General features: G+C 68.5%; 15 protein-coding genes and 2 pseudogenes. 6 read left to right on the top strand and 11 right to left on the bottom strand.

Annotated elements, in window-relative coordinates; translation table 11 throughout:
* The first annotated feature begins 30 nt into the window (after positions 1-30).
* The gene (locus ACFWJ4_RS13750; RefSeq protein WP_380543058.1) at positions 31-1,083 is read left to right on the top strand and encodes a tyrosine-type recombinase/integrase; all 1,053 of its coding nucleotides are present in this window, start codon (positions 31-33) and stop codon (positions 1,081-1,083) included.
* Between the two features lie 38 nt (positions 1,084-1,121).
* Here the strand turns inward: ACFWJ4_RS13750 and ACFWJ4_RS13745 are convergent.
* The 5 genes and pseudogenes from ACFWJ4_RS13745 to ACFWJ4_RS13725 form a co-directional block, all read right to left on the bottom strand.
* A pseudogene (locus ACFWJ4_RS13745) lies at positions 1,122-1,469 on the bottom strand (DUF4158 domain-containing protein); the annotation flags it as partial.
* Positions 1,470-1,821: 352 nt separating this feature from the next.
* Complete coding sequence (locus ACFWJ4_RS13740; RefSeq protein WP_380543055.1) at positions 1,822-2,592, bottom strand: hypothetical protein; 771 nt, start codon at positions 2,590-2,592, stop codon at positions 1,822-1,824.
* A gap of 55 nt (positions 2,593-2,647) precedes the next feature.
* Complete coding sequence (locus tag ACFWJ4_RS13735; protein ID WP_380543052.1) at positions 2,648-3,094, bottom strand: DUF6262 family protein; 447 nt, start codon at positions 3,092-3,094, stop codon at positions 2,648-2,650.
* Positions 3,084-5,348, bottom strand: a complete 2,265-nt coding sequence (locus tag ACFWJ4_RS13730) for a tyrosine-type recombinase/integrase (protein ID WP_380543049.1) — start codon at positions 5,346-5,348, stop codon at positions 3,084-3,086. The genes ACFWJ4_RS13735 and ACFWJ4_RS13730 overlap by 11 nt, the downstream gene beginning before the upstream one ends.
* Positions 5,345-5,509 carry a hypothetical protein gene (locus tag ACFWJ4_RS13725; RefSeq protein ID WP_380543046.1) on the bottom strand — a complete coding sequence of 55 codons (165 nt, stop codon included), beginning with the start codon at positions 5,507-5,509 and terminating at the stop codon, positions 5,345-5,347. The genes ACFWJ4_RS13730 and ACFWJ4_RS13725 overlap by 4 nt, the downstream gene beginning before the upstream one ends.
* A gap of 105 nt (positions 5,510-5,614) precedes the next feature.
* On the opposite strand from ACFWJ4_RS13725, the gene istA reads away from it, so the two are divergent.
* Together istA and ACFWJ4_RS13715 are read left to right on the top strand one after the other, a co-directional pair.
* The gene (gene istA, locus ACFWJ4_RS13720; protein ID WP_380543044.1) at positions 5,615-7,312 is read left to right on the top strand and encodes an IS21 family transposase; all 1,698 of its coding nucleotides are present in this window, start codon (positions 5,615-5,617) and stop codon (positions 7,310-7,312) included.
* Entirely contained in the window at positions 7,309-7,776 is a 468-nt protein-coding gene (locus ACFWJ4_RS13715) for an ATP-binding protein (protein WP_380543041.1), read from the top strand. Before istA ends, ACFWJ4_RS13715 begins: the two co-directional genes overlap by 4 nt.
* Positions 7,777-7,848: 72 nt before the next feature.
* Here ACFWJ4_RS13715 and ACFWJ4_RS13710 read toward each other — a convergent pair whose 3' ends face one another.
* Positions 7,849-8,847: a recombinase family protein gene (locus ACFWJ4_RS13710; RefSeq protein WP_380543038.1), complete on the bottom strand. Its 999-nt coding sequence runs from the start codon at positions 8,845-8,847 to the stop codon at positions 7,849-7,851.
* 211 nt (positions 8,848-9,058) lie between these two features.
* On the opposite strand from ACFWJ4_RS13710, the gene ACFWJ4_RS13705 reads away from it, so the two are divergent.
* The gene (locus tag ACFWJ4_RS13705; protein ID WP_380543035.1) at positions 9,059-9,487 is read left to right on the top strand and encodes a phage tail protein; all 429 of its coding nucleotides are present in this window, start codon (positions 9,059-9,061) and stop codon (positions 9,485-9,487) included.
* Between the two features lie 119 nt (positions 9,488-9,606).
* Here ACFWJ4_RS13705 and ACFWJ4_RS13700 read toward each other — a convergent pair whose 3' ends face one another.
* Positions 9,607-12,828 carry a Tn3 family transposase gene (locus ACFWJ4_RS13700; protein WP_380543032.1) on the bottom strand — a complete coding sequence of 1,074 codons (3,222 nt, stop codon included), beginning with the start codon at positions 12,826-12,828 and terminating at the stop codon, positions 9,607-9,609.
* Between the two features lie 187 nt (positions 12,829-13,015).
* Between ACFWJ4_RS13700 and ACFWJ4_RS13695 the strand changes: the two genes are divergently transcribed.
* Both ACFWJ4_RS13695 and ACFWJ4_RS13690 read left to right on the top strand, forming a co-directional pair.
* On the top strand, positions 13,016-13,405 hold the full coding sequence (locus ACFWJ4_RS13695) for an ATP-binding protein (protein ID WP_380543029.1): 390 nt from the start codon (positions 13,016-13,018) through the stop codon (positions 13,403-13,405).
* A gap of 161 nt (positions 13,406-13,566) precedes the next feature.
* Positions 13,567-14,253, top strand: coding sequence for a hypothetical protein (locus ACFWJ4_RS13690; RefSeq protein ID WP_380543027.1), 687 nt, complete (start codon positions 13,567-13,569; stop codon positions 14,251-14,253).
* A 398-nt stretch (positions 14,254-14,651) separates the two neighbouring features.
* On the opposite strand, the gene ACFWJ4_RS13685 is transcribed toward ACFWJ4_RS13690, so the two are convergent.
* From ACFWJ4_RS13685 to ACFWJ4_RS13670, 4 genes and pseudogenes are all read right to left on the bottom strand, one after another.
* Entirely contained in the window at positions 14,652-15,785 is a 1,134-nt protein-coding gene (locus ACFWJ4_RS13685; protein ID WP_380543024.1) for a tyrosine-type recombinase/integrase, read from the bottom strand.
* Between the two features lie 113 nt (positions 15,786-15,898).
* Positions 15,899-16,060, bottom strand: a pseudogene (locus ACFWJ4_RS13680) (DUF4158 domain-containing protein); the annotation flags it as partial.
* A gap of 119 nt (positions 16,061-16,179) precedes the next feature.
* Positions 16,180-16,602 carry an NUDIX domain-containing protein gene (locus ACFWJ4_RS13675; RefSeq protein WP_380543021.1) on the bottom strand — a complete coding sequence of 141 codons (423 nt, stop codon included), beginning with the start codon at positions 16,600-16,602 and terminating at the stop codon, positions 16,180-16,182.
* 138 nt (positions 16,603-16,740) lie between these two features.
* A complete protein-coding gene (locus ACFWJ4_RS13670; RefSeq protein WP_380543018.1) occupies positions 16,741-17,553 on the bottom strand; it encodes a hypothetical protein in 813 nt (270 codons plus the stop codon).
* Positions 17,554-17,702 lie beyond the last annotated feature (149 nt).

Genomic DNA, 17,702 nt, shown 5'->3' with positions numbered 1-17,702 from the left:
TGGGGCGGGGCGGGCGTGACGATCGAACCAGTGACCAAACTCGGGGCCGGGGGCGTGCTTCGGTTGCCGCGCGCCCGAGTGATGCCGCTGTCCGCCCCGGCGGCGTCGTACACCGCGACGGTCGAGCGGTATCTCACCGGCGCGGGCATCGCCAAGTCCTCCGCGCGGATCTACCGGATCTCGCTGACGACGTGGGGGTGGATGCTCACCGGCGAACCCGCGCCGACCGGACCCGCCCGCCGGGGCGCGAAGCCGCCCGTCTTCCTCGTCGCGGCGATCGACGACCCGGCGCTGCCGGAGGTGCTGGCCGAACTGGCGGCGGCGCGGGCGGACGAGATGGACGCCGACACCGTCAACCGGGAACTGTCCATCGCGCGCAAGGCGATCGGCTGGTGGCAGCGCCAGGGCTGGATCGAAGGCGATCCCACGATCGGCATCGAGCGGCGGCCGGCGCCGCCGGACCGCACCAAGGCCCTGGCGGAGAATCAGATCGCTGCCCTGTGGCGGCTGGACGTCTCATTGCGTGAGAAGACGTTCTGGAAGATGCTCTACGAGTCCGCCGCACGGGCCGACGAGGTCCTGTGCCTGAACGTGGAAGACCTGTACCCGCAGGACAAGCGCGGCAAGATCACCGCCAAGGGCGGCGCGACCGAGTGGATCCACTGGCAGTCCGGCACCGCCCAGCTCCTGCCCCGCCTGATCGCCGGCCGCACCTGCGGGCCCCTGTTCCTGACCGGTCGCAAGGCCCCAGCCGGAACCGCGACGCTGGACGTGTGCGAGGAGACCAGCCGGGCCCGGCTCTCCTACCGCCGGGGGGAGGAGATCTTCGAGGAGTCCACCCGGCTGCTGGCGAACCCGCTTGCCCGGCCCGAGGACGTCGAGGACCTGGCGGGATGGACATTGCACCGGCTCAGGCACAGTGCGTTGACGCACGACGCGGAGAACGGCACGTCCACGCCGATGCTGCTGGCCCGCTCCCGCCACGCCTCCGTACGGTCCCTGGAACGCTACGCTCGCCCCGGCGTCGACGCGGTCGCCCGGCACGTCGCTGAGCGCGACCCCGCCGCCCGCCGTCGGGGTTGACCCCTACGGCACGTTTCTGGCGTATTCCGGCTGCCCTCCAGCGTCGTCACCCCCGGCAACAGCACCCGCCGCTCGCGCAGCCAGCCCACCGCCGCGTCGAATAGCGCCTTCGGCCCCTCCCCGGTCGTCCACGCCCGCGCGTCCACCCACGTCCGCAGCTCCGGCTCGACCTCGGCGAACTCCCGGTACTCCAGCAGCCGCTGCAGCTCGCGCACGTGGTCGAGCCGGGTGTTCTCCCGCTCGCCGTACGCCTCCAACACCGAGGCGTCCTCGATGTCCAGCTGCTCGGCCAGGTATTCCGCGACCTCCACCGGCACGTCGGTCGGGTCGTCAAGGAACACCCCGAGGTAGCGCACCGTCGTCAGCTGGGCCGCGAAGCTTATCTTCAGTCGCAGAGCCGGACAGTGCTCTGATCTGGGACATTGCGTGGTGGCCGATGTCGATGACGGACTGGATCAGTAGGGCCGATGTCCTTCACCGGCTGGCGGCCGGTGCTGCCTTTTTCACTCGAAGAGGCGACCTCAGCCGGTGTACCTGCCGCGCCCGCAGGTACTTGATCTCGGCGCCTGTAGGTCCGCACAGGGCAGAGTCAAGGCCGCCAGACACCAGCCTCGCGCTCGACGGCCTCCCAAGAAGGCTGCGTGCCACTGCCCGCCTGGCCTCGGCGACATCCTCTCGGGGCTGCGGCCAGGCGAGGAGACATGACACTGGGTGCGCCCGCCGGTGCGGTCGAGGGCTTCAGCCGTGTTGGAAGACGGCCTGGAAGATGGCAAGGACGGTACCAATTACTCCGGCGACACCGCCCAGGACGGTCCAGATGAGGGCGGCACCACCGAACCAAGGACTGCCAGCGGGGCGATGGTTCGCGCGTCGATGTGCAACGAACTTCAGGAGCCCCTTCGGGTCGTTGATCAGCATCGCCCGGGCGAGATACTTCTCGATCTTGTAAATGGCGAGAGCCATGATGGCGGCCCCAAGGCCAACCCAGCTACCGGTCGAGTGGAAGTAGAAGACGATGCCAATAACTGCAGTGAAGAGCAGGGCCGACTGAACGTGGCCAACCCACTTGTCCAGGCGAGGACCCAAGAACCACGCTTCGCGAAGGACGTCCCCGAGGCGGCGCGCGACCCCCAGCTGCCAGGCATCCGTCCCGCCATTCACGTTGGCATACGTGCGGGCATGCATGCCTCCTGGGCGCCAGGACTTCGCTGTCTCACCGATCTCGATGCAGATGTGTCGGCCGTCAGGGGCTGGTCCTCGTTCGATAACAAGATCACGGAGCGTGGCGGCTCCCGACACGTCTGTTTTGAAGTCTGCGAGCGTGGCCCAACGTCGTGTCTGTTGGGTCCTGGTGCTCACACCACCCTGAGTGGATTCGTTCGTCGCGGAGTGCCGAATCTCCAGCTGACCGTGTGGAACTTCCTCCTCCAGCACCTGAATGATTTCCTCAAGGTTCCTCCATGAGAACCAGCAGCCACGGCGTCCGAGACGCCTCCCCCACTCGATCATGGCTGAGAAGATAGCGGCTATCCCTGAGCATGCCGCAAGACTGCGTTGTGTTGGATCAGCAGGGACCGATTGATTTCGCCAACCGGTGACCGACGCCGGTCCTTTCGCTCGAAGAGGTGACTGCGGCGGCCCGCTGCTGACCGAGTGCGCGGGCGAGCCGGTCCCTCAGGTCGCGCACTTCCGCCTCAAGTTCGCGGTTGCGTTCCGTCGCCGCCTCCAGCCGCCGGAGCAAGGACGCGCCCGAGGCGCGCTGCTGGGCAGGGATCCAGGGTGCCACGGGCGCCGGCCCGTGCCGGTCGCGCAGGCTGGTGATCTCGGCCCGCAGATCGGGCTGGGTGTAGAGCCAGGACCGGGAGACGCCGGCCTCGCGTGCGACGGCGTCGAAGGTGGCGGGTTGTCCGGCAGTGTCCATGCGCCGGAGGGCGGCGATCGCCCGCTCCCTGGTCGCTGCGGCCCGCTGCCGGGCGGCGGCGATGATGTGCGGGGAGTTGTCAGCTCGCATCGGCGGCCTCCTGCGGCCCGTCGGCTTCGAGTTCGGTGATCATCCGGTCGAGGTTGGTCAGGACCTGTTCGTTCATCTCGGCCACCCGCTGGTGGCCGCAGCCCATGGCGTTGTCGATGAGCGTCAGCGTCCGCCCCCGCTGGGCCTGGAGCTCGGTCAGGAACTCTGGTCCGGTGAGGAAGACAGGGCAGGTCAGGCAGGCGTTGGCGTGCGGGCAGGTCTTCTGAACGGGCAGTCCGCAGTAGCCGTTGGGGAGGGTCTGGGTGGCGAGGCTGTAGCGGGTCTTGGCCCACTCGGCCTGGGCCAGCGGTCCGTCTGGGGCGATGGTCACCCGCTCGCCCTTGATGTTGACCTTGGTGGCGGCCTCCCAGCGGCGCCGCACGGTCTGGTCGGTGATCCGCGCGTAATGGGCCGTCATCTGGTGCGAGTCGTGGTCGAGGAGGACCCGGACGACCTCCTGCGGGACGTCGCGGTTGATCAGCCGAGTCGCGAAGGTGTGCCGCCACTGGTGCGGGGTCAGGTGGACGGGCAGCCCGTTCTCGTCCCGGACGTCGCACTCGGCGAGCCAGCGCTTGAGCATCTGCCGGTAGCTGTCCGGGGAGAAGTGGTGCTTCCCGCTGGCGTTGCCCTTCGGCCGGGGGAAGAGGTGCGGGTTGCCGCCCGGCCAGCGCTGGAGGACGCGCTGCTGCTGGTTGCGGATCTCGGCCTCGATCTCCTCGTCGATGGGGACGGCGGCCTCCCGGCTCATCTTGTTGTTGAAGTAGCGCAGGTAAGGGGCGCGTTGGCCGTCGTGGAGCAGGCAGTCGAACCGGATGGTGCAGGCGTCGGAGACCCGTAGGCCGCAGCGGATCAGGATGAGGGTGATCAGCCGGGCGGACGGGTCGGACCACCGGTCGAGGTTCGCCGGCTGCTCGACCTGGGTCATGATGTGCTCGGCCAGGTGGCGGGCCAGCCGCGTGCGGCGCCGGGGGCAGTCGCCGGTGAAGAACGCGGCGCTGGTCGGCAGCGAGGTGTCCCAGCCGTGCTGGCGGATGGCCTGGAAGAACAGGTGCAGGCCGTTGACGCGGCCCTCGTTCGCGCTGAGCCCGCCCGGGAGGTCGGTGAGCCAGGCCAGGTAGCGCTCCAGTAGGGGCCGCTCAACGTCGCCCAGGCCGCGAACCGCGGGACCGACGGCGGCGAGGAACTCGCTGAACCGGGTCAGGGCCTGCATGTCGCCGGTGACCGTGTTGACGTTCAGGCCGGACGACAGCCGCAGCCGAATCCAGCGCTTCGCCAGAACACGCGGCCAGGGCTGGCCGATGCGGTCGAACCGCAGCTCGCTGCGGGGACGGGGCCGGCTGGCGCTGCGGTTGAGCCCGGCGAGCTTGCCCAGCCGCCAGACGTCGCGGGCGTACTCGATCTCCCAGCCCGCGCCGTCGCGTAGGGTCTCGACCGTGTCCCGGGCGTAGAGCAGGAACGCCACCAGGCGCTTGCCGTAGCCGCCGGAGGCGCCGCGGTGCTGGTAGGGGTCGGCGATCCGGTGCCACCGCTCGGCGGAGTAGTCCAGCAGGGAGGCGACCTTCTCCTGCTGAGCCCTGCGGATGGCGGCCTGGATCAGGCGGGCCGGGGCGGTGACGGTCTGCTCGTCGCGGCGGGCTTGAACGGCGTACTGGAACTCCAGCTTGAGCTGCGGCGCGAGCGCGCGGAAGTCCACGCGGGGCCGGCCGAAAGAGCGGCACTCGATGATGAAGTCCTCGATGGGCGGATCGCCGTCCTGGCGCCACCGGATGTGATGGCTCTTGCAGAACGCGTTCGCGGGGTTCTCCGCCCACAAGGTGCACCAGGGCAGGTCGCATTCGGCGCGGTCGGTGCCCGGCAGCGCCGCCCAGGCGGCGGGGTCGGTGCTGCCGGAGCGGGACCACTTGTCGCGGTGCCGCGCGCACAGTCCCTTGCCGGACGCCCCGAAGCGGCAGCCTGGGACGGTGCAGTGGGTGAGCTCGGCCAGCCCGCGCAACGGCGGTCCCGCGTCGGCCAGGAACACGGCGATCTCCGGGCGCCCGATCCGGCGCCACCGCTGGGCGTGACCGGTGCACATGCCCTGCTCGTGCGCGGCGCGGTCGCAGCCCGGTACCGGGCAGCGCTTCCAGCCGAGCACCGGGTCCTCCGGGGCGGGGACCAGCACGTCGACGCGGAACTCCGGACGGACTTCGGCCTGCAGCTTCTCCAACAAGCCGGGCCCGCCGATCGGGCCTGTGCGCAGGGGCGTGACGGTCACAGCCGCACCTCCCGCCCGGTGAACCAGCCCGCGGCCTCCAGCGTGCGGCGCGCGTCCTCGACGGTGAGGTGGCCGTACGTGTTGTTTCTGGCGGGTTGAAGTAGAGCCGGTGAGGCGGCGGTTCCGGGAGCCACCGGTCGGGCGGTGAGATTGGGAGCCACCCGATGTGATGGTGTGTGACATGCCGCTTTCGGCGTAATGACTTGTTTGGGCTGTTTGGCCGCTCACGCTTTGCTTGTTGATCACGGTCGTGTCAGGAGACCGGTGTGTACAGGTCGCGTGAGTGGATCTTTGAGCGGATCCGCCGGGACAAGCGTCTGGACCCGACGGTGTCGGGGCGGGAGTTGGCCCAGCGGTATCGGGTGTCGCGGAACACGGTTGCGAAGGCGCTTGTGTGTCCGGTGCCGGCGAAGCGGAAGAAGCCGCCGCCGCGCAAGAGCGTGCTGGAGCCGGTGAAGGGCTTCATCGACGCGATGTTGCGCTCGGATTTGGAGGCACCGAGCAAGCAGCGGCACACAGTCGACCGAATTCGGGAGCGCCTGGCCGCTGAGCACGATTTCGAGCTCGCGGCGTACTCGACGGTGCGAGACTACGTGCGCAAGCGACGCCCGGAGTTGGTGCTGGAAGCGAAGGAGGGCCGTCGGCACCTGGAGGGCACTGTCCCGCAGACCAAGCTGCCCGGCCAGGAGGCGGAGGTCGACTTCGCGGACGTGTGGCTTGAGCTGGCAGGGCAACGCCGTAAGTGCGTGCTGTTCACGCTGCGGTTGTCGTATTCCGGCAAGGCCGTCCACCGCGTGTTCGCCACCGCTTCGCAGGAGGCGTTCTTCGAGGGGCATGTGGAGGCGTTCGAGGTGCTGGGCGGAGTGCCATCCGTCCACATTCGTTACGACAACCTCAAGCCTGCGGTGAAGCAGGTGTTGTTCGGGCGCTCCCGCACGGAGTCAGCTCGGTGGGCCGCATTTCGATCTTGGTATGGATTCTCGGCTTTCTACTGCACCCCGGGGGAGCAAGGAGCCCACGAGAAGGGCGGCGTCGAGCATGAGGGTGGCCGGTACAGACGCAAGCACCTCGTCCCGCCGCCTGAGGTGGACTCCCTGACAGAGCTGAACGAGCGCCTGGCGGCGATCGACGCGGCGGAGGACGCCCGGCACATCCATGGCCGACCGACCTCAATCGGGTTCGACTTCGAGCAGGAGCGCGGCCTACTTCGTCCGCTGCCAGCGGACAGCTACGACTGCGGAATCGACCTGACGCCGGTGGTCCACCGCAACGGGCGGGTCACCGTCCGCCAGTGCTACTACTCGGTGCCCGCCAAGTTCATCGGCATGAAGGTGCGGGTGAAGCTGCGGGCGAACGAGCTGTGGATCTACGACGGCCGTCACGTGGTGGCCTGCCACCCACGATTGACCAGGCGCTATACCTACCACGACATCCTGGACCACTACCTGGAGATCCTGCTCGTCAAGCCGGGAGCATTCGCCGGGGCCTCCGCGCTCGCGCAGGCCAGGGCGGAGGGCGGCTTCACCAAGACGCATGAGGCGTTCTGGGCCGCGGCCAAGAGAAAGGCCGGGGACCGGGAGGGCACCCGGATGCTGATCGAGGTTCTGCTGCTGCACCGGCAGCTGCCCGCCCACGCGGTGATCGCCGGGATGACCACCGTCCTCAAGGTCGGGTCGGTCAGCACCGACCTGGTGGCGATCGAGGCCCGCAAAGCGATCGAAGACAGCGAGGAAAGCGTCCTCGACCTCGGCAACGAGGAGAACCCCGGCGTCAGGCTCGACGACGAAGCGAGCAGCCCTGGCGAGGCCGTCAAGGCGAGCGAGGGGGCCACGGTGATCTCCCTGCACGCCCGGCGCCTTCCGCCTGACACCCGTACCTCATTGCCGGACATGACCAAGTACGACCGGCTGCTCGCGCCGGTCAAGAACACCCAGGCCACAAGACGGAAGGGCACGAGCGCATGACCCCGACCAAGACCGCAGAACCAGCCGCTGAGCACGTGCCCCCGAGGCGGATGCCGCTGCCCGGTGATCCGGAGGACGCGCTGATCGATGAAGCCTGCCGGGAGCTTCGTCTGCCGGCGTTCCGAGAGCGGTTCGTGGAACTGGCCGCCACCGCCCGACGCGAGCAGGCGACCTACAAGCAGTTCCTCCTCGACCTGCTGCAGGTCGAGGTGGCCGACCGTGACGTTCGCCGACAGCAGAGGCTGGTCCGCTCGGCGAGGTTCCCGCGGCCCAAACGGCTGGAGGACTTCGACTACGAGAAGAACCCCAACGTCTCACCGGAGGTCGTCTCGGACCTCAAGTCCCCCGCCTGGGTACAGCAGGGGCGCCCGCTGGTGCTGATCGGCGACTCCGGCACCGGCAAGTCACATCTGCTGATCGGTATCGGTACTGCGATCGCCGAGGCCGGGCTGAGTGTCCGCTAGGGGTTCAGCCAAGATGCCTGCAAAAGGGGCCATGACGTGATCTTGGTGGGGTGACGGGCCCGGTCGCGTGCCTCAGTTGGCGAGCTGGCCTGCCGCGGCGGGCCGGGGACGGGGGATCTCTTCTGCGGGCAGGGCTGCGAAGTCGGCGTGAGCCTGCTCGACGGCTTCGGGGTACGCCTGGGCTCGTTCGTGCTCGGCGAGTGCCCGGTAGATGCTGGCGAGGCCGGGGTTCTGGCCCTTGCGCTTGCCGGTGGGGATGATCAGGTCGGGGCGGATCTTCTCGACGGACTCGCCCGCTGCCCGGCGCCGCAGCACGGTGTGCAGCATGTCGTCGGTGATGACGGGCGGCCGGCCGCCGTGCTTGCCCTTGCGGGAGGCGGCGTCGAGTCCTTCGAGCGTGGCTTCGCGGATGCTCTCGCGCTCGGTCTCGGCCATGGCGGCGAAGAACCCGAACAGCATCCGGCCGGGGCCGGACGGGTCGTAGATGCCGGGCAGAGGGCCGGCCAACATCTCCAGGACCAGGCCGTGGGCGGTCAGGTGGTCGGCCAGCGCGGTGAGCTCGGCGGCGTCGCGACCGAGGCGCTTCATCTCGTAGACGGTGAACAGCACCCGGCAGTGCGGGGCGTGGGCCTTGATCTCGCGGGCGAGGGTGAGCGCGGCCTCGAACTGGGGGCGGACGCGGATGCGGGTGCTGATCTTCTCGGAGAAGATCTTGTCGCGCGGGATGCCGTGCGCGCTGAGCGCGTCCAGCTGCGACTGGAGCTCCTGGGTGAGGTGGCTGCACCGCGCGTACCCGATGCGGATGTCCGCGCCCGGGGTGTCCGTCTCGGGCGCGGCCGGCGGCGGGGTGCCGGGCCGCCAGGGCTGGCCGGGGCCGCGGTCGGCCGGGGTCGGCACCCGCAGCAACTTGGCGAGCCGGGCCACCTTCTTGAAGCGGCCGGTGTGGTAGATCCCGGCGACGGCGCCCGAGCGCGAGCGGCAGGGCGAGCCGGGCTGGACGCCGCAGCGCGGGCAGTCGTGGCGCTCGACGTCGTCGGCGTCGCTCTCGATGGTGTCCTGAGGGTCCGTCACGCCCGAAATCCTCTCACAAACCATTCCCAGAACAGGGGTCCGTCGCCACTTGAGTGAGAACGAGTTCTGAGAACCGATCGGGCATCCGCGCCGCCCCCGGCGACCGTTTCCGATCTTGCTCCCGGAAAGGGTCATTTATGGGAGTCACCCCGAAGAGTGGATATCCGGCAATCACCCTCGGGGATAACAGGGCCCCTGGCATGATCGCATCATGACGCTCAATGAGAACGAAGACCCCACCCCCGCCTACAGGTTCAAGGTCACCATCGGAGACCAGGAACTGGCGTTCGCTTCGGTGTCGGGGCTGGAAATCCCTCCGGAGATCGCCGCCAAGGCCGGCATCGAAGCCGTCCCGCCGGCGCCCGAGTCCGCCGACGGCCACGTGATCACGTTCACGGACGGCAGCCTCCAGGACCAGGCCGAGCTCGCCCGCTGGCTCGACCCCACCGACGACACGGTCATCGGCAAACGCGACATCTCGATCAGCCTCACCGACGACGCCGGCACTGAATTGTTCGTCACCTGGAACGTCGTCAATGCCTTCCCGATCAATCTCACCGCTCCCGACTTCAACGCCGTCAGCAACGAAGTCGCCATCGAGAGTCTCGATCTGGTGGCAGATCGCTTTACCGTCAAGTAGAGGGTCGCCCCTTGCCTGGACCGGCAGCATCAGTCGTTACCGGTCCAGGCAAGGCAGCCGGGGCCGCCCTCCGGCGTACTGGCCTGTCGAGCAAGCCCGGGCGCCGATAGGCGGCAATCTCAGTCGGCCGCCGCCGGCTCCTCCTGTTCCGGCAGGTCGAGTTTGGCGAAGTCGATGTCCAGGTGCGGCTCGTATGCCTCCGGGGGAAGGTCGAGTTCGTGGGTGGAATACTCGCCGAAGCGCATGATCTTCTCGGTCAGGTAGGGCGAGACCTCGGCCAGGTCCTCCGGGTCGACCTTCCAGCCCTCGCCCTGCAGCTCGCGCACCGCCTGGGCGATGTCCAGGGTGTTGTGGAAGATCAGGCAGTTGGTGAGCAGGGCGTTGAACTTGACCGCCTTCTCCTGCTCGACGGGGTCGTTGTCGGTGATGACACCGCGATTGCCGAAACGAACCCACTCGGAGAACCCGTTGTACGCCTCGACCTTGTTCGTCGCTGCCGTCACCCGCCGGCGCATCTGCGGGTCCGTCAGATACCGCAGCAGCTGGACGGTGCGGATCACCCGCCCGACCTCGCGGAACGCCGCGTAGTGGGCGTTCTTTCGCGAGCCCGAGCGCAGGCGCCGCAGCAGTAGGACGGAGGAGACCTTGCCGCCGCGCACCGACAGGGCGACGCGCATGAGGTCCTTGAAGTGCTGCTCGATCAGGTCCCAGTCGATGACGTTGCGGCCGGCCTCGCCGAACAGGGAGTCGATGTGCACGTAGGAGGTCTGCTTGGTCGGGCGGAAGAACACCAGGTCCTTCCAGTTCCTGATCCTCGGCATCAGCTCAAACCCCAACAAATGGGCCAAACTGAAGACCGGGTAGCTCTGGCCCTGCGTATCGGCGTGGATCGTGGTCGGCTGGATCTCAGACTCGTTCTTCAGCAGCCCCTCGATGATGTAGACCGCCTCCCAGACCCCGCAGGGGATGAAGTGGGTGAACAGCGCGATGTAAGTGTCGGCGATGTGGTGGTAGGCGATGCCGCCGGCCCGGCCGTAGCGCACTGAGGTCTCGGCGACCAGGTTGTTCAGGTAGGTGTCCATGTGGGTGCCGTCGGCGGCCACCGCCGTACCGTCGCCCCAGGCCCGGGACATGTCCAGCTGGGCGTGGGCGTTGACCACGTCGGTGATCGCCTGGTTCAGCTTCGCGATGGAGAAGTGCCGGTTGGCCGTGGCGGACAGCTCGTGCCCGCTCACCCCGTTGATATGCCGGGCCGCCTCGTAGGGGCCCATGTTGATGCCGTTGACGAAGGTCGTGATGACGTACCGGCCGAAGGCGTCCTTGAGCTTGGGGTCGTGCCCGGAGGCCGGCCCGAAGCGCCGCCACCACTCGATCCAGTACGCGGTGCGGGCCAGCACCCCCAGCAGCGACCGCTCGGGCAGCCGGGACTTGATGGCCTGCTCCAGCTTCACCGCGCTCGGGCGGCGTTCGTCCGCCCGGTACCTCTCCAGCGTCGGCACCCCGGTCTTCGGGTCGATGACCAGGCCCTCGTTCTCCGGGTAGCCGGAATCGGCGGCTGCCGCGGCTGCCGTGAGCCGCTCCCGCAGCTGGGCGACGAACGCCGCCGCGTCGAACGGCCGCTCGTCGTTGGGCTCCCGGAAGCCGACCTCGACCAGGTACTCCGGTAGCGCGGCCTCCACCTGCGGCCACTGGAGCAGTTGCTGGCTCCAGTCGGCGTACTCCTCCGAGCCGGTGACTGCGATGTCGCCGCACCGCAGTTCCTCGGCGAGGTTGAAGAGCACCATCGCCTCGAAGTGCCGGCGCACGTACGAGCCCGGCCGGGTGCGGTCGCGGACGATCTTCTGCCAGTTCTGGGTGGCGAAGCGGATGTCCACCGTGCCGGTGTCGTGGCCCTCGTCGTCCTGGCCCCGCACCGGGATGTAGTCGCGGGAGTTGCGGAACCGCAGCAGGTGGTTGAAGGCGTCCAGTACCCGGCTGTCCTCGCTGGTGGCCACCAGGTCCAGGCTCTCCAGCAGGTTCAGCATCACCGCCCGGTCGGCCTTCAGGTGCCCGTGCAGCAGCACCTCCCAGTTGTCGCCGTGGTGGGCGGAGACCTTCTCAATCTGGGAGTACTGGGCGTCGAACCCGCCGAAGCCGTCCACCGCCGACGTCACACTGAACAGACCGTTGGACTGCACCATCAGCCCCTCGGCCAGCTTGAGGAACGCCGCCGCAACCCGGCGCTTGAGGCGCCGGTTCACCTCCGAGGCCCCCGACTCCTCGTCCAGGCCCTCCAGCGCGTCCAGGGTCTCCTTGGTCAGCGCGCCGGCCTTCGCCCGCGCCGTCTGCGCGGGCCCGTCGCTGTCGACCTGCCGCAGAAGGGTGCGGTAGTTGGCGACCAGGCCCTCCACGATCGCCTGCTGCTGGCTGCGGATCTCCTCCAGCTCGGTGCGGGCCCGCTTCGACTTGATGGCCACCCGCTTGGTGAACATCGTCGTCAGGTCGTCGCGCACCCGCATCCGGGACTTGTGGACCAGGCACGCGATCAGCGTGATCCGCTTGGCCTCCGCGTAGTCCTGGAGGACGCCCGCGTCTGCCGCCTCGGCCTCACCGGCGAAGTCCGCGATCTTCGCCGCCGCCAGGCCCTCCAGCCACGCCTCGGTGTCGCCCAGCCCGTCCACCCACTTCCGGTGTTCGGCCAGCTTCTTCATGTTCGACCAGGTCGCCCGCTGAGCGGACTGCTTGAGCTGGTTGAACACCGTCTTGCGGTCCAGCCCCAGCACCGTCACCAGCCGCAGCAGCCCGGTGCGATCGTCCTGCCCGATCCGCCCGGCGACCCGGGCGAAGATGTCGCCGTTGACCTCCGTGCGGATGCTCATCGCCATCCGGTCCAGGGTGGAGAACGCCGGCAGCTCCAGGCCGGCCCGCACCAGCTGCTCCAGCGCCACGTTGATCAGGTCCGCCGGGTTGTTCTTCGAGGCGGCCTCCGCCCGGATCGCCTCCTCGGCCACCTTGCGGGCCCGCCCGGCGTCGTACACCACTCCGACCCGCTGACGCACCAGCGACCGGTGGTTCTTCGCGGTCTTCTCCGCGCTGTAGCCGGCCACCACGCCCTCCGGCAGCTCCACGGCCCGCCGTACGAAGTCGACCACCAGCTCCGGAACCTCCTCCCACCGCGGGAAGCACCCCATCCGCTGATAGGACTTCAACAGGACCAGCAGCGCGAGCTGGTGCTCATCGGAGTCCGTACGAGCCACCGCCCACTCCACCTCCTCCCGGCCCGGCGAGAAGAACAGGTGCAGCTCACGCGCGGTGATCAGCCGCTTGAACCGCGGGTACGCGGTCCGCTCGATCGACGTCATCCCGAAGCCCCACGACCCGATGCCAGATACGAGCGACGCCCGCCCGCGCGGGCATGCTCACACTCCCGACTCGGAGCGAAGATCGAAACCGCCGTACCCGGGACAGGCAACACCGGGCAGTGGTAGATGACAGCAGGCCGGGGGTGAGAAGGCCGCTCAGACGTCCAAGATCACGTCATGGCCCCTTTTGCAGGCATCTTGGCTGAACCCCCGCTACACCACCACGTCCGCGTTGGTGAACGAACTCGCCGAGGCAGACGCCGGGCGCCGGCTGTCATCCGTAATCGCTCGCTACAGCAAGGTCGATCTTCTATGCCTGGACGAGTTCGGGTATCTGAACCTGGACAAAAAGGGTTCGAAGCTGCTGTTCCAGATTTTCACTGAGCGTGAAGAGTGCAAGGCGACCGCAGTGGCCACGAACTCCCCGTTCGGAGAGTGGGACAAGACCTTCGGCGACCCCAGGCTCTGCGCGGCCATCGCTGACCGGATCACCTTCCGCTGCACTCTCATTCAGACCGGCACCGAATCCTACCGCTACCAGACCACCCAGAGCGAGCGCCAGACCAACAAACGGTGACTCCGACCCGGCCTACTCGCTGACATTCCCAGGTGAGCTGGCGGCGCCCTGAGTCGCCACGTCCTTTCGCTCAGCTGTAGCAAGCCGGAAAAGGTGGCGTCAGCGGCAATTGACGAGTGGTAGGGCCGACTTTTCTTGCTACCGAAGAGAAGGGGAGCGATATGGCTGATCGGATCGATGTCCTGCTTGAGCTCTGGAAGGCGCAGTTGGAAGCGGACCGCCACAATGAGAACCAGAGGGCGACGCTGACGAACATCATCATTCTTGTTGTGGCTGCTGGACTGGGATTCATCGCGAAGACCGGCCTCCAGCCGTCGATGCTCGTCGTGACACTCTCGATACTGGTGCTCGGCATCTATGGGGCGCTTGCCAACTGGAAGTTCCACGAGAGGAGCGCCTATCACGCTACGCAGGCCGGAAAGCTGCGTAAGAAGATCGCCGTGCAGTTCCCCATCCTGGACATCGAGGCTGACCGGGAAGAGACCCGCCGAAAGCATTGTGGTCGCTTCCCCCGGTTGGTTGAGATCGAGTTGTGGATGCTGTGGGTTGCGCTGCAGTGTGCCATCGCGGTGGCTGGTGCGGACCTCTCTGCGTGGATCATCTTCTCGTCGATGCTCGTCGTGACGCTCTCGATGCTGGCGCTTGGCATCTATGGGGCGCTTGCCAGCTGGAAGTTCTATAAGAGGTCAAAATCTCACGTTGACTCGGCTGCAGATCTGCGCAAGAACGTTGACTCGGCTGCAGACCTGCGCAAGAAGAAGAAGAAGTTGTGGATGCTGTGGCTTGCGCTGCAGTGTGCCATCGCGGTGGCTGGTGCGGCCCTCTCTGCGTGGATCATCTTTTCCTGACTGGTTCAGAGAAGGCGGCAGTGTGTGGAAAGTCCGGGCTGTGTCGTCGCCTCGGATTGGGCCCCCACGCTGGGGCGTTCGCCTATTCAACGGTCGCCAGTTCGCTTCGGGCCGAACCCGATGGTGACCATAGGTGATCTCCGGAGGCGTACCGGCTCCATGTGCCCCCGGCCTCCGCGACGATGGCTTCGGCGTGGACCTTGTTGTGGCCGAGCATTCAGCGACGACTGCGGTGTCGGCGCCCGGGCCCTTCAGACCGTGCCTGTCAGGGACGCGGGTCGGAGGGCCCGGGACCTCAAAGCTATCGGCTTGCGTCAGCACCTCCCCGAGGACACTCCGTCCCGCAACCACGGCGGTAGAAGTCGCCCCATAGGGGTGGCTCTCGTTCTCGCCGCCGATCATGGACGTGTACGGCAGTCCATCCCCTTCACGAACGGGCCACAGTGGCTCTCGAAGCCACCGCCCGAGTGGCTCTCTTTCACCCCGCCGAAAACATACGTGTCCATCGTGGTGGTGATCGAGGCGTGGCCGAGGAGTTCCTTCACGCTCTCCATGCCGGCGCCCTTGCGCAGGAGCCAGGTGGCGTAGGTGTGCCTGAACTGGTGCGGCTCGAAGTCGATGCCGCAGCGGCGGCGGAGCCGTTCCACCAGGTCGTAGGCGGCGGAGTAGGTGAGCGGGCGGCCGTGCGGGCGGCCCCAGAGGTTGACGAACACGTAGTCCGAGTCGAGTGCGCCGTACTCGCGGTTGAGGTAGTCGGCATACAGCTGCATCAGCTCCGCGCTGGCCGGGACGTCCCGGGACCGGCCCGCCTTCGCCCGGGCACGGTTGGCGTTCGGGCGCGGGACGACGCTCACCTGCCGCTCGGCCAGAGCGATGTCCTCGTGCCGAAGCCCCAGGGCCTCGCCGATCCGCAGCCCGGTGTCCAGCAGCAGCGCGAACAGCAGTCGGTCCCGCAGGTGCTCGCATCCGTCCAGCACCGCCTGGGCCTCCGCGGCAGACAGCACCCTCGGCCGTCGCCGGGGTTCTCGCAGCCGGATCGTGCGGGCCTTCTGCAGCCGGCTCTTGGCGATGTGCTCCAGGAACGGCTTGAACGAACAGCCGCGGCCGCGGCGGCCGGCGGGCCGCATCGTCACCATCAGCCCGCCGAGCGGCACCCCGTGGCGGGCGTGGAACTCGCAGAACGACGACAGCGCGGCGAGCTTGCGGTTCACGCTGGACTCCGCGCAGTGGTGCTCCACCGTGGGTAGCACCGCGACCTTGCCGTCCCGAGCCCGCGGTGGCAGCCGCAGCCAGGCCACGAACCCGGCGACGTCCTCCAGCGCCACCGACCGCCAGTCCAGCCCCCGCCCGGCGAGGAAGACGAACCAGTCCTTCAGGTCGTGGGCGTACGCCTTGACCGTGTTCGGGGACTTCTCGACGGCGGCCAGGTAGGCCAGGTAGCGCTCGATCGGCACGATCGGTACGTGGTCGTCCCCCAGCACCGTCCACGACTCGGTCTCCGAGTCCGGCATCAGCACGCGCTGCACCCTCATGGAACCTCCCGCTCATCCGTGGTGGATGACGGAAGGTAATCCCATCCAGAACGGGACGAAGGCGCCTTCACCCGTACGTGTTGAACGTGATGGACAGAGGATCACGGACTGCAGATAACGAAGCCCAACCGGTTGTGCGAGCGCCGCTTCGACTCCACCAGCTCCCGGTCCGCGTCGTCCAGGAAGAAGAACCGCTCCAGCTCCGCGCGGGCCGGCGCCCCTCGGAACGCCGCGTACCCCGCGGCCTGCTCATCCGTCAGAAACTCGACCGGCACCCCGGACCTCCAGGCAGTTGATCAACACGACCGCCGAAGGTTCAACCACCACGGAACCGCAGGTCAACGGACCCCGGAGAGCAGGGAGGGCTTAGCGCCGGTTTTCGTTCCGATGTTCCTCAACCCCCATCTCCCGCATCCGCCCGCTCATCGGCGGCAGGGCGTCCAGCGCGAACCAGCCGACCTCCACCGACTCGTCGTCGCAGACCCGGGCCCGTCGGCCGGCACGCGAACACCAGTTCCAGGTACTGCGCCAAGTCGCCGTTGCCGTGCCGCACCTGCGGGGAGGTACCCACCTGCGCCAGACGTTCCACCAGCACCCGTACGCCGGTCTCCTCCGCCACCTCGCGCACCACCGCGGCGGCCGGCTCCTCGCCCGGCTCCACGATTCCGCTCGGCGGTGTCCACGGACCGCCGGCAGACCGGCGCTGCAGCAGCACCTGTCCGTTCCCGTCACGGACCACCGCGACCACCCCCGACAGCCACAGCAGGTGGTCGGGGCCGACGGCCCTCCGAAGAGCCGACACGTACTCAGGAATCACGAACCCCACCGTGACGGGGAAAGGATGCTCCGGCCGACATTCGGGTCCTTGCGGGCGCCCTCGGCAGCCGGACACCGACGTGCTCGACGCCGTCCGCACCCCGTCCCGCCCAGCGCTCCCTGGTGCGGGCGGCGGGATCTACCCGAGGAAGGGGTTGGGGCTGGCGGCGAGGCCGTCGGCGGTGAGGGTGTCGGCGAGGTGGGTGAGCTGGGGGTGGGTGGAGGCGACGGCGCGCAGGAGGTCGCGCACGCTGGGCGCGGGGTCGAGTCGGCGGCCGCGGCCGCTGGTGAGCAGCGGGCCGGCCTCGGGGCTGCTGTGGGGGGCGGCGGTGCGGCGGTGGGGTAGGTAGTCCTCGACGGCGAGGGCGACGGGTGGGGGGAGTTCCTGGAACTCGGTGCCGCCGCCCTTGAAGGTGACGAGGGCGGTGGTGCGGTGCTGCTCGCGCACGATGCCCTCGACGTCGAGGGCGACGGCCTGGTGGGCGCGCAGGCCGCGGCCGAGGACGAGGTAGCCGAGCGCGCGGGCGCGGTGGGGCATCAGGCCGCTGTAGCGGTCCAGGGCGGAGACGTAGAGGGTGGACTCGGCGCGGGTGAGGGCGGGGCGGCCGGGGAGGTCGGCGACGGAGGGGCGCAGGGTCTTGGGGGCGGGGTTGACGATGCCGGGGTCGAAGCGCTGGGCGTGCTGGTAGAAGCCGCGCACGGCGCTGACGAGGAAGGCGCGGGTGCGGGCGTTGTCCGCGCCCGCGGTCCAGTCCTTGATGTCGCGGCCGCCGGCGGTCCAGACCCGGTCCCCGATGTACGCGATCCAGCGCATGACCTCGCGCGGGTAGTTCAGCTGGGCGCTGTCGCCGAGCGGGGTGGTCGTCAGCCAGTCGGTGAGCACCTGCTCGGGATCGGGGTGGAGGACTGGGAGCTCTTCCTTGGGGGTGGGCCCGCCGGCTGGGGTGTGCATGGGACCCAGGGTGTCACAGGCCGGCCAGAGAGGTGTCGGAGGCGGGTTGTCGATTGGTGTCCGGCCAGGGGCGCCCACAAGCCGCCGCGAGATGATCTCGAAGTCTTGGGTGCCGGTCCTGGCGCCACCATCGGTACGACCACATCCCC

The sequence above is a fragment of the Kitasatospora sp. NPDC127067 genome (assembly GCF_042724755.1).
Classification (GTDB): Bacteria; Actinomycetota; Actinomycetes; order Streptomycetales; family Streptomycetaceae; genus Kitasatospora; species Kitasatospora lactacystinica.
The sequence above is the reverse complement of the archived record's forward strand: the minus strand, read 5'-3'. Positions and strand labels throughout refer to the sequence as shown.

Excerpts from the sequence above, each read along its gene's own strand:
- ACFWJ4_RS13740 (WP_380543055.1), bottom strand. The coding sequence starts at position 2,592 with ATGATCGAGTGGGGGAGGCGTCTCGGACGCCGTGGCTGCTGGTTCTCA.
- ACFWJ4_RS13735 (WP_380543052.1), bottom strand. The coding sequence starts at position 3,094 with ATGCGAGCTGACAACTCCCCGCACATCATCGCCGCCGCCCGGCAGCGG.
- ACFWJ4_RS13715 (WP_380543041.1), top strand. The coding sequence starts at position 7,309 with ATGACCCCGACCAAGACCGCAGAACCAGCCGCTGAGCACGTGCCCCCG.
- ACFWJ4_RS13705 (WP_380543035.1), top strand. The coding sequence starts at position 9,059 with ATGACGCTCAATGAGAACGAAGACCCCACCCCCGCCTACAGGTTCAAG.
- ACFWJ4_RS13700 (WP_380543032.1), bottom strand. The coding sequence starts at position 12,828 with ATGACGTCGATCGAGCGGACCGCGTACCCGCGGTTCAAGCGGCTGATC.
- ACFWJ4_RS13690 (WP_380543027.1), top strand. The coding sequence starts at position 13,567 with ATGGCTGATCGGATCGATGTCCTGCTTGAGCTCTGGAAGGCGCAGTTG.
- ACFWJ4_RS13685 (WP_380543024.1), bottom strand. The coding sequence starts at position 15,785 with ATGAGGGTGCAGCGCGTGCTGATGCCGGACTCGGAGACCGAGTCGTGG.
- ACFWJ4_RS13670 (WP_380543018.1), bottom strand. The coding sequence starts at position 17,553 with ATGCACACCCCAGCCGGCGGGCCCACCCCCAAGGAAGAGCTCCCAGTC.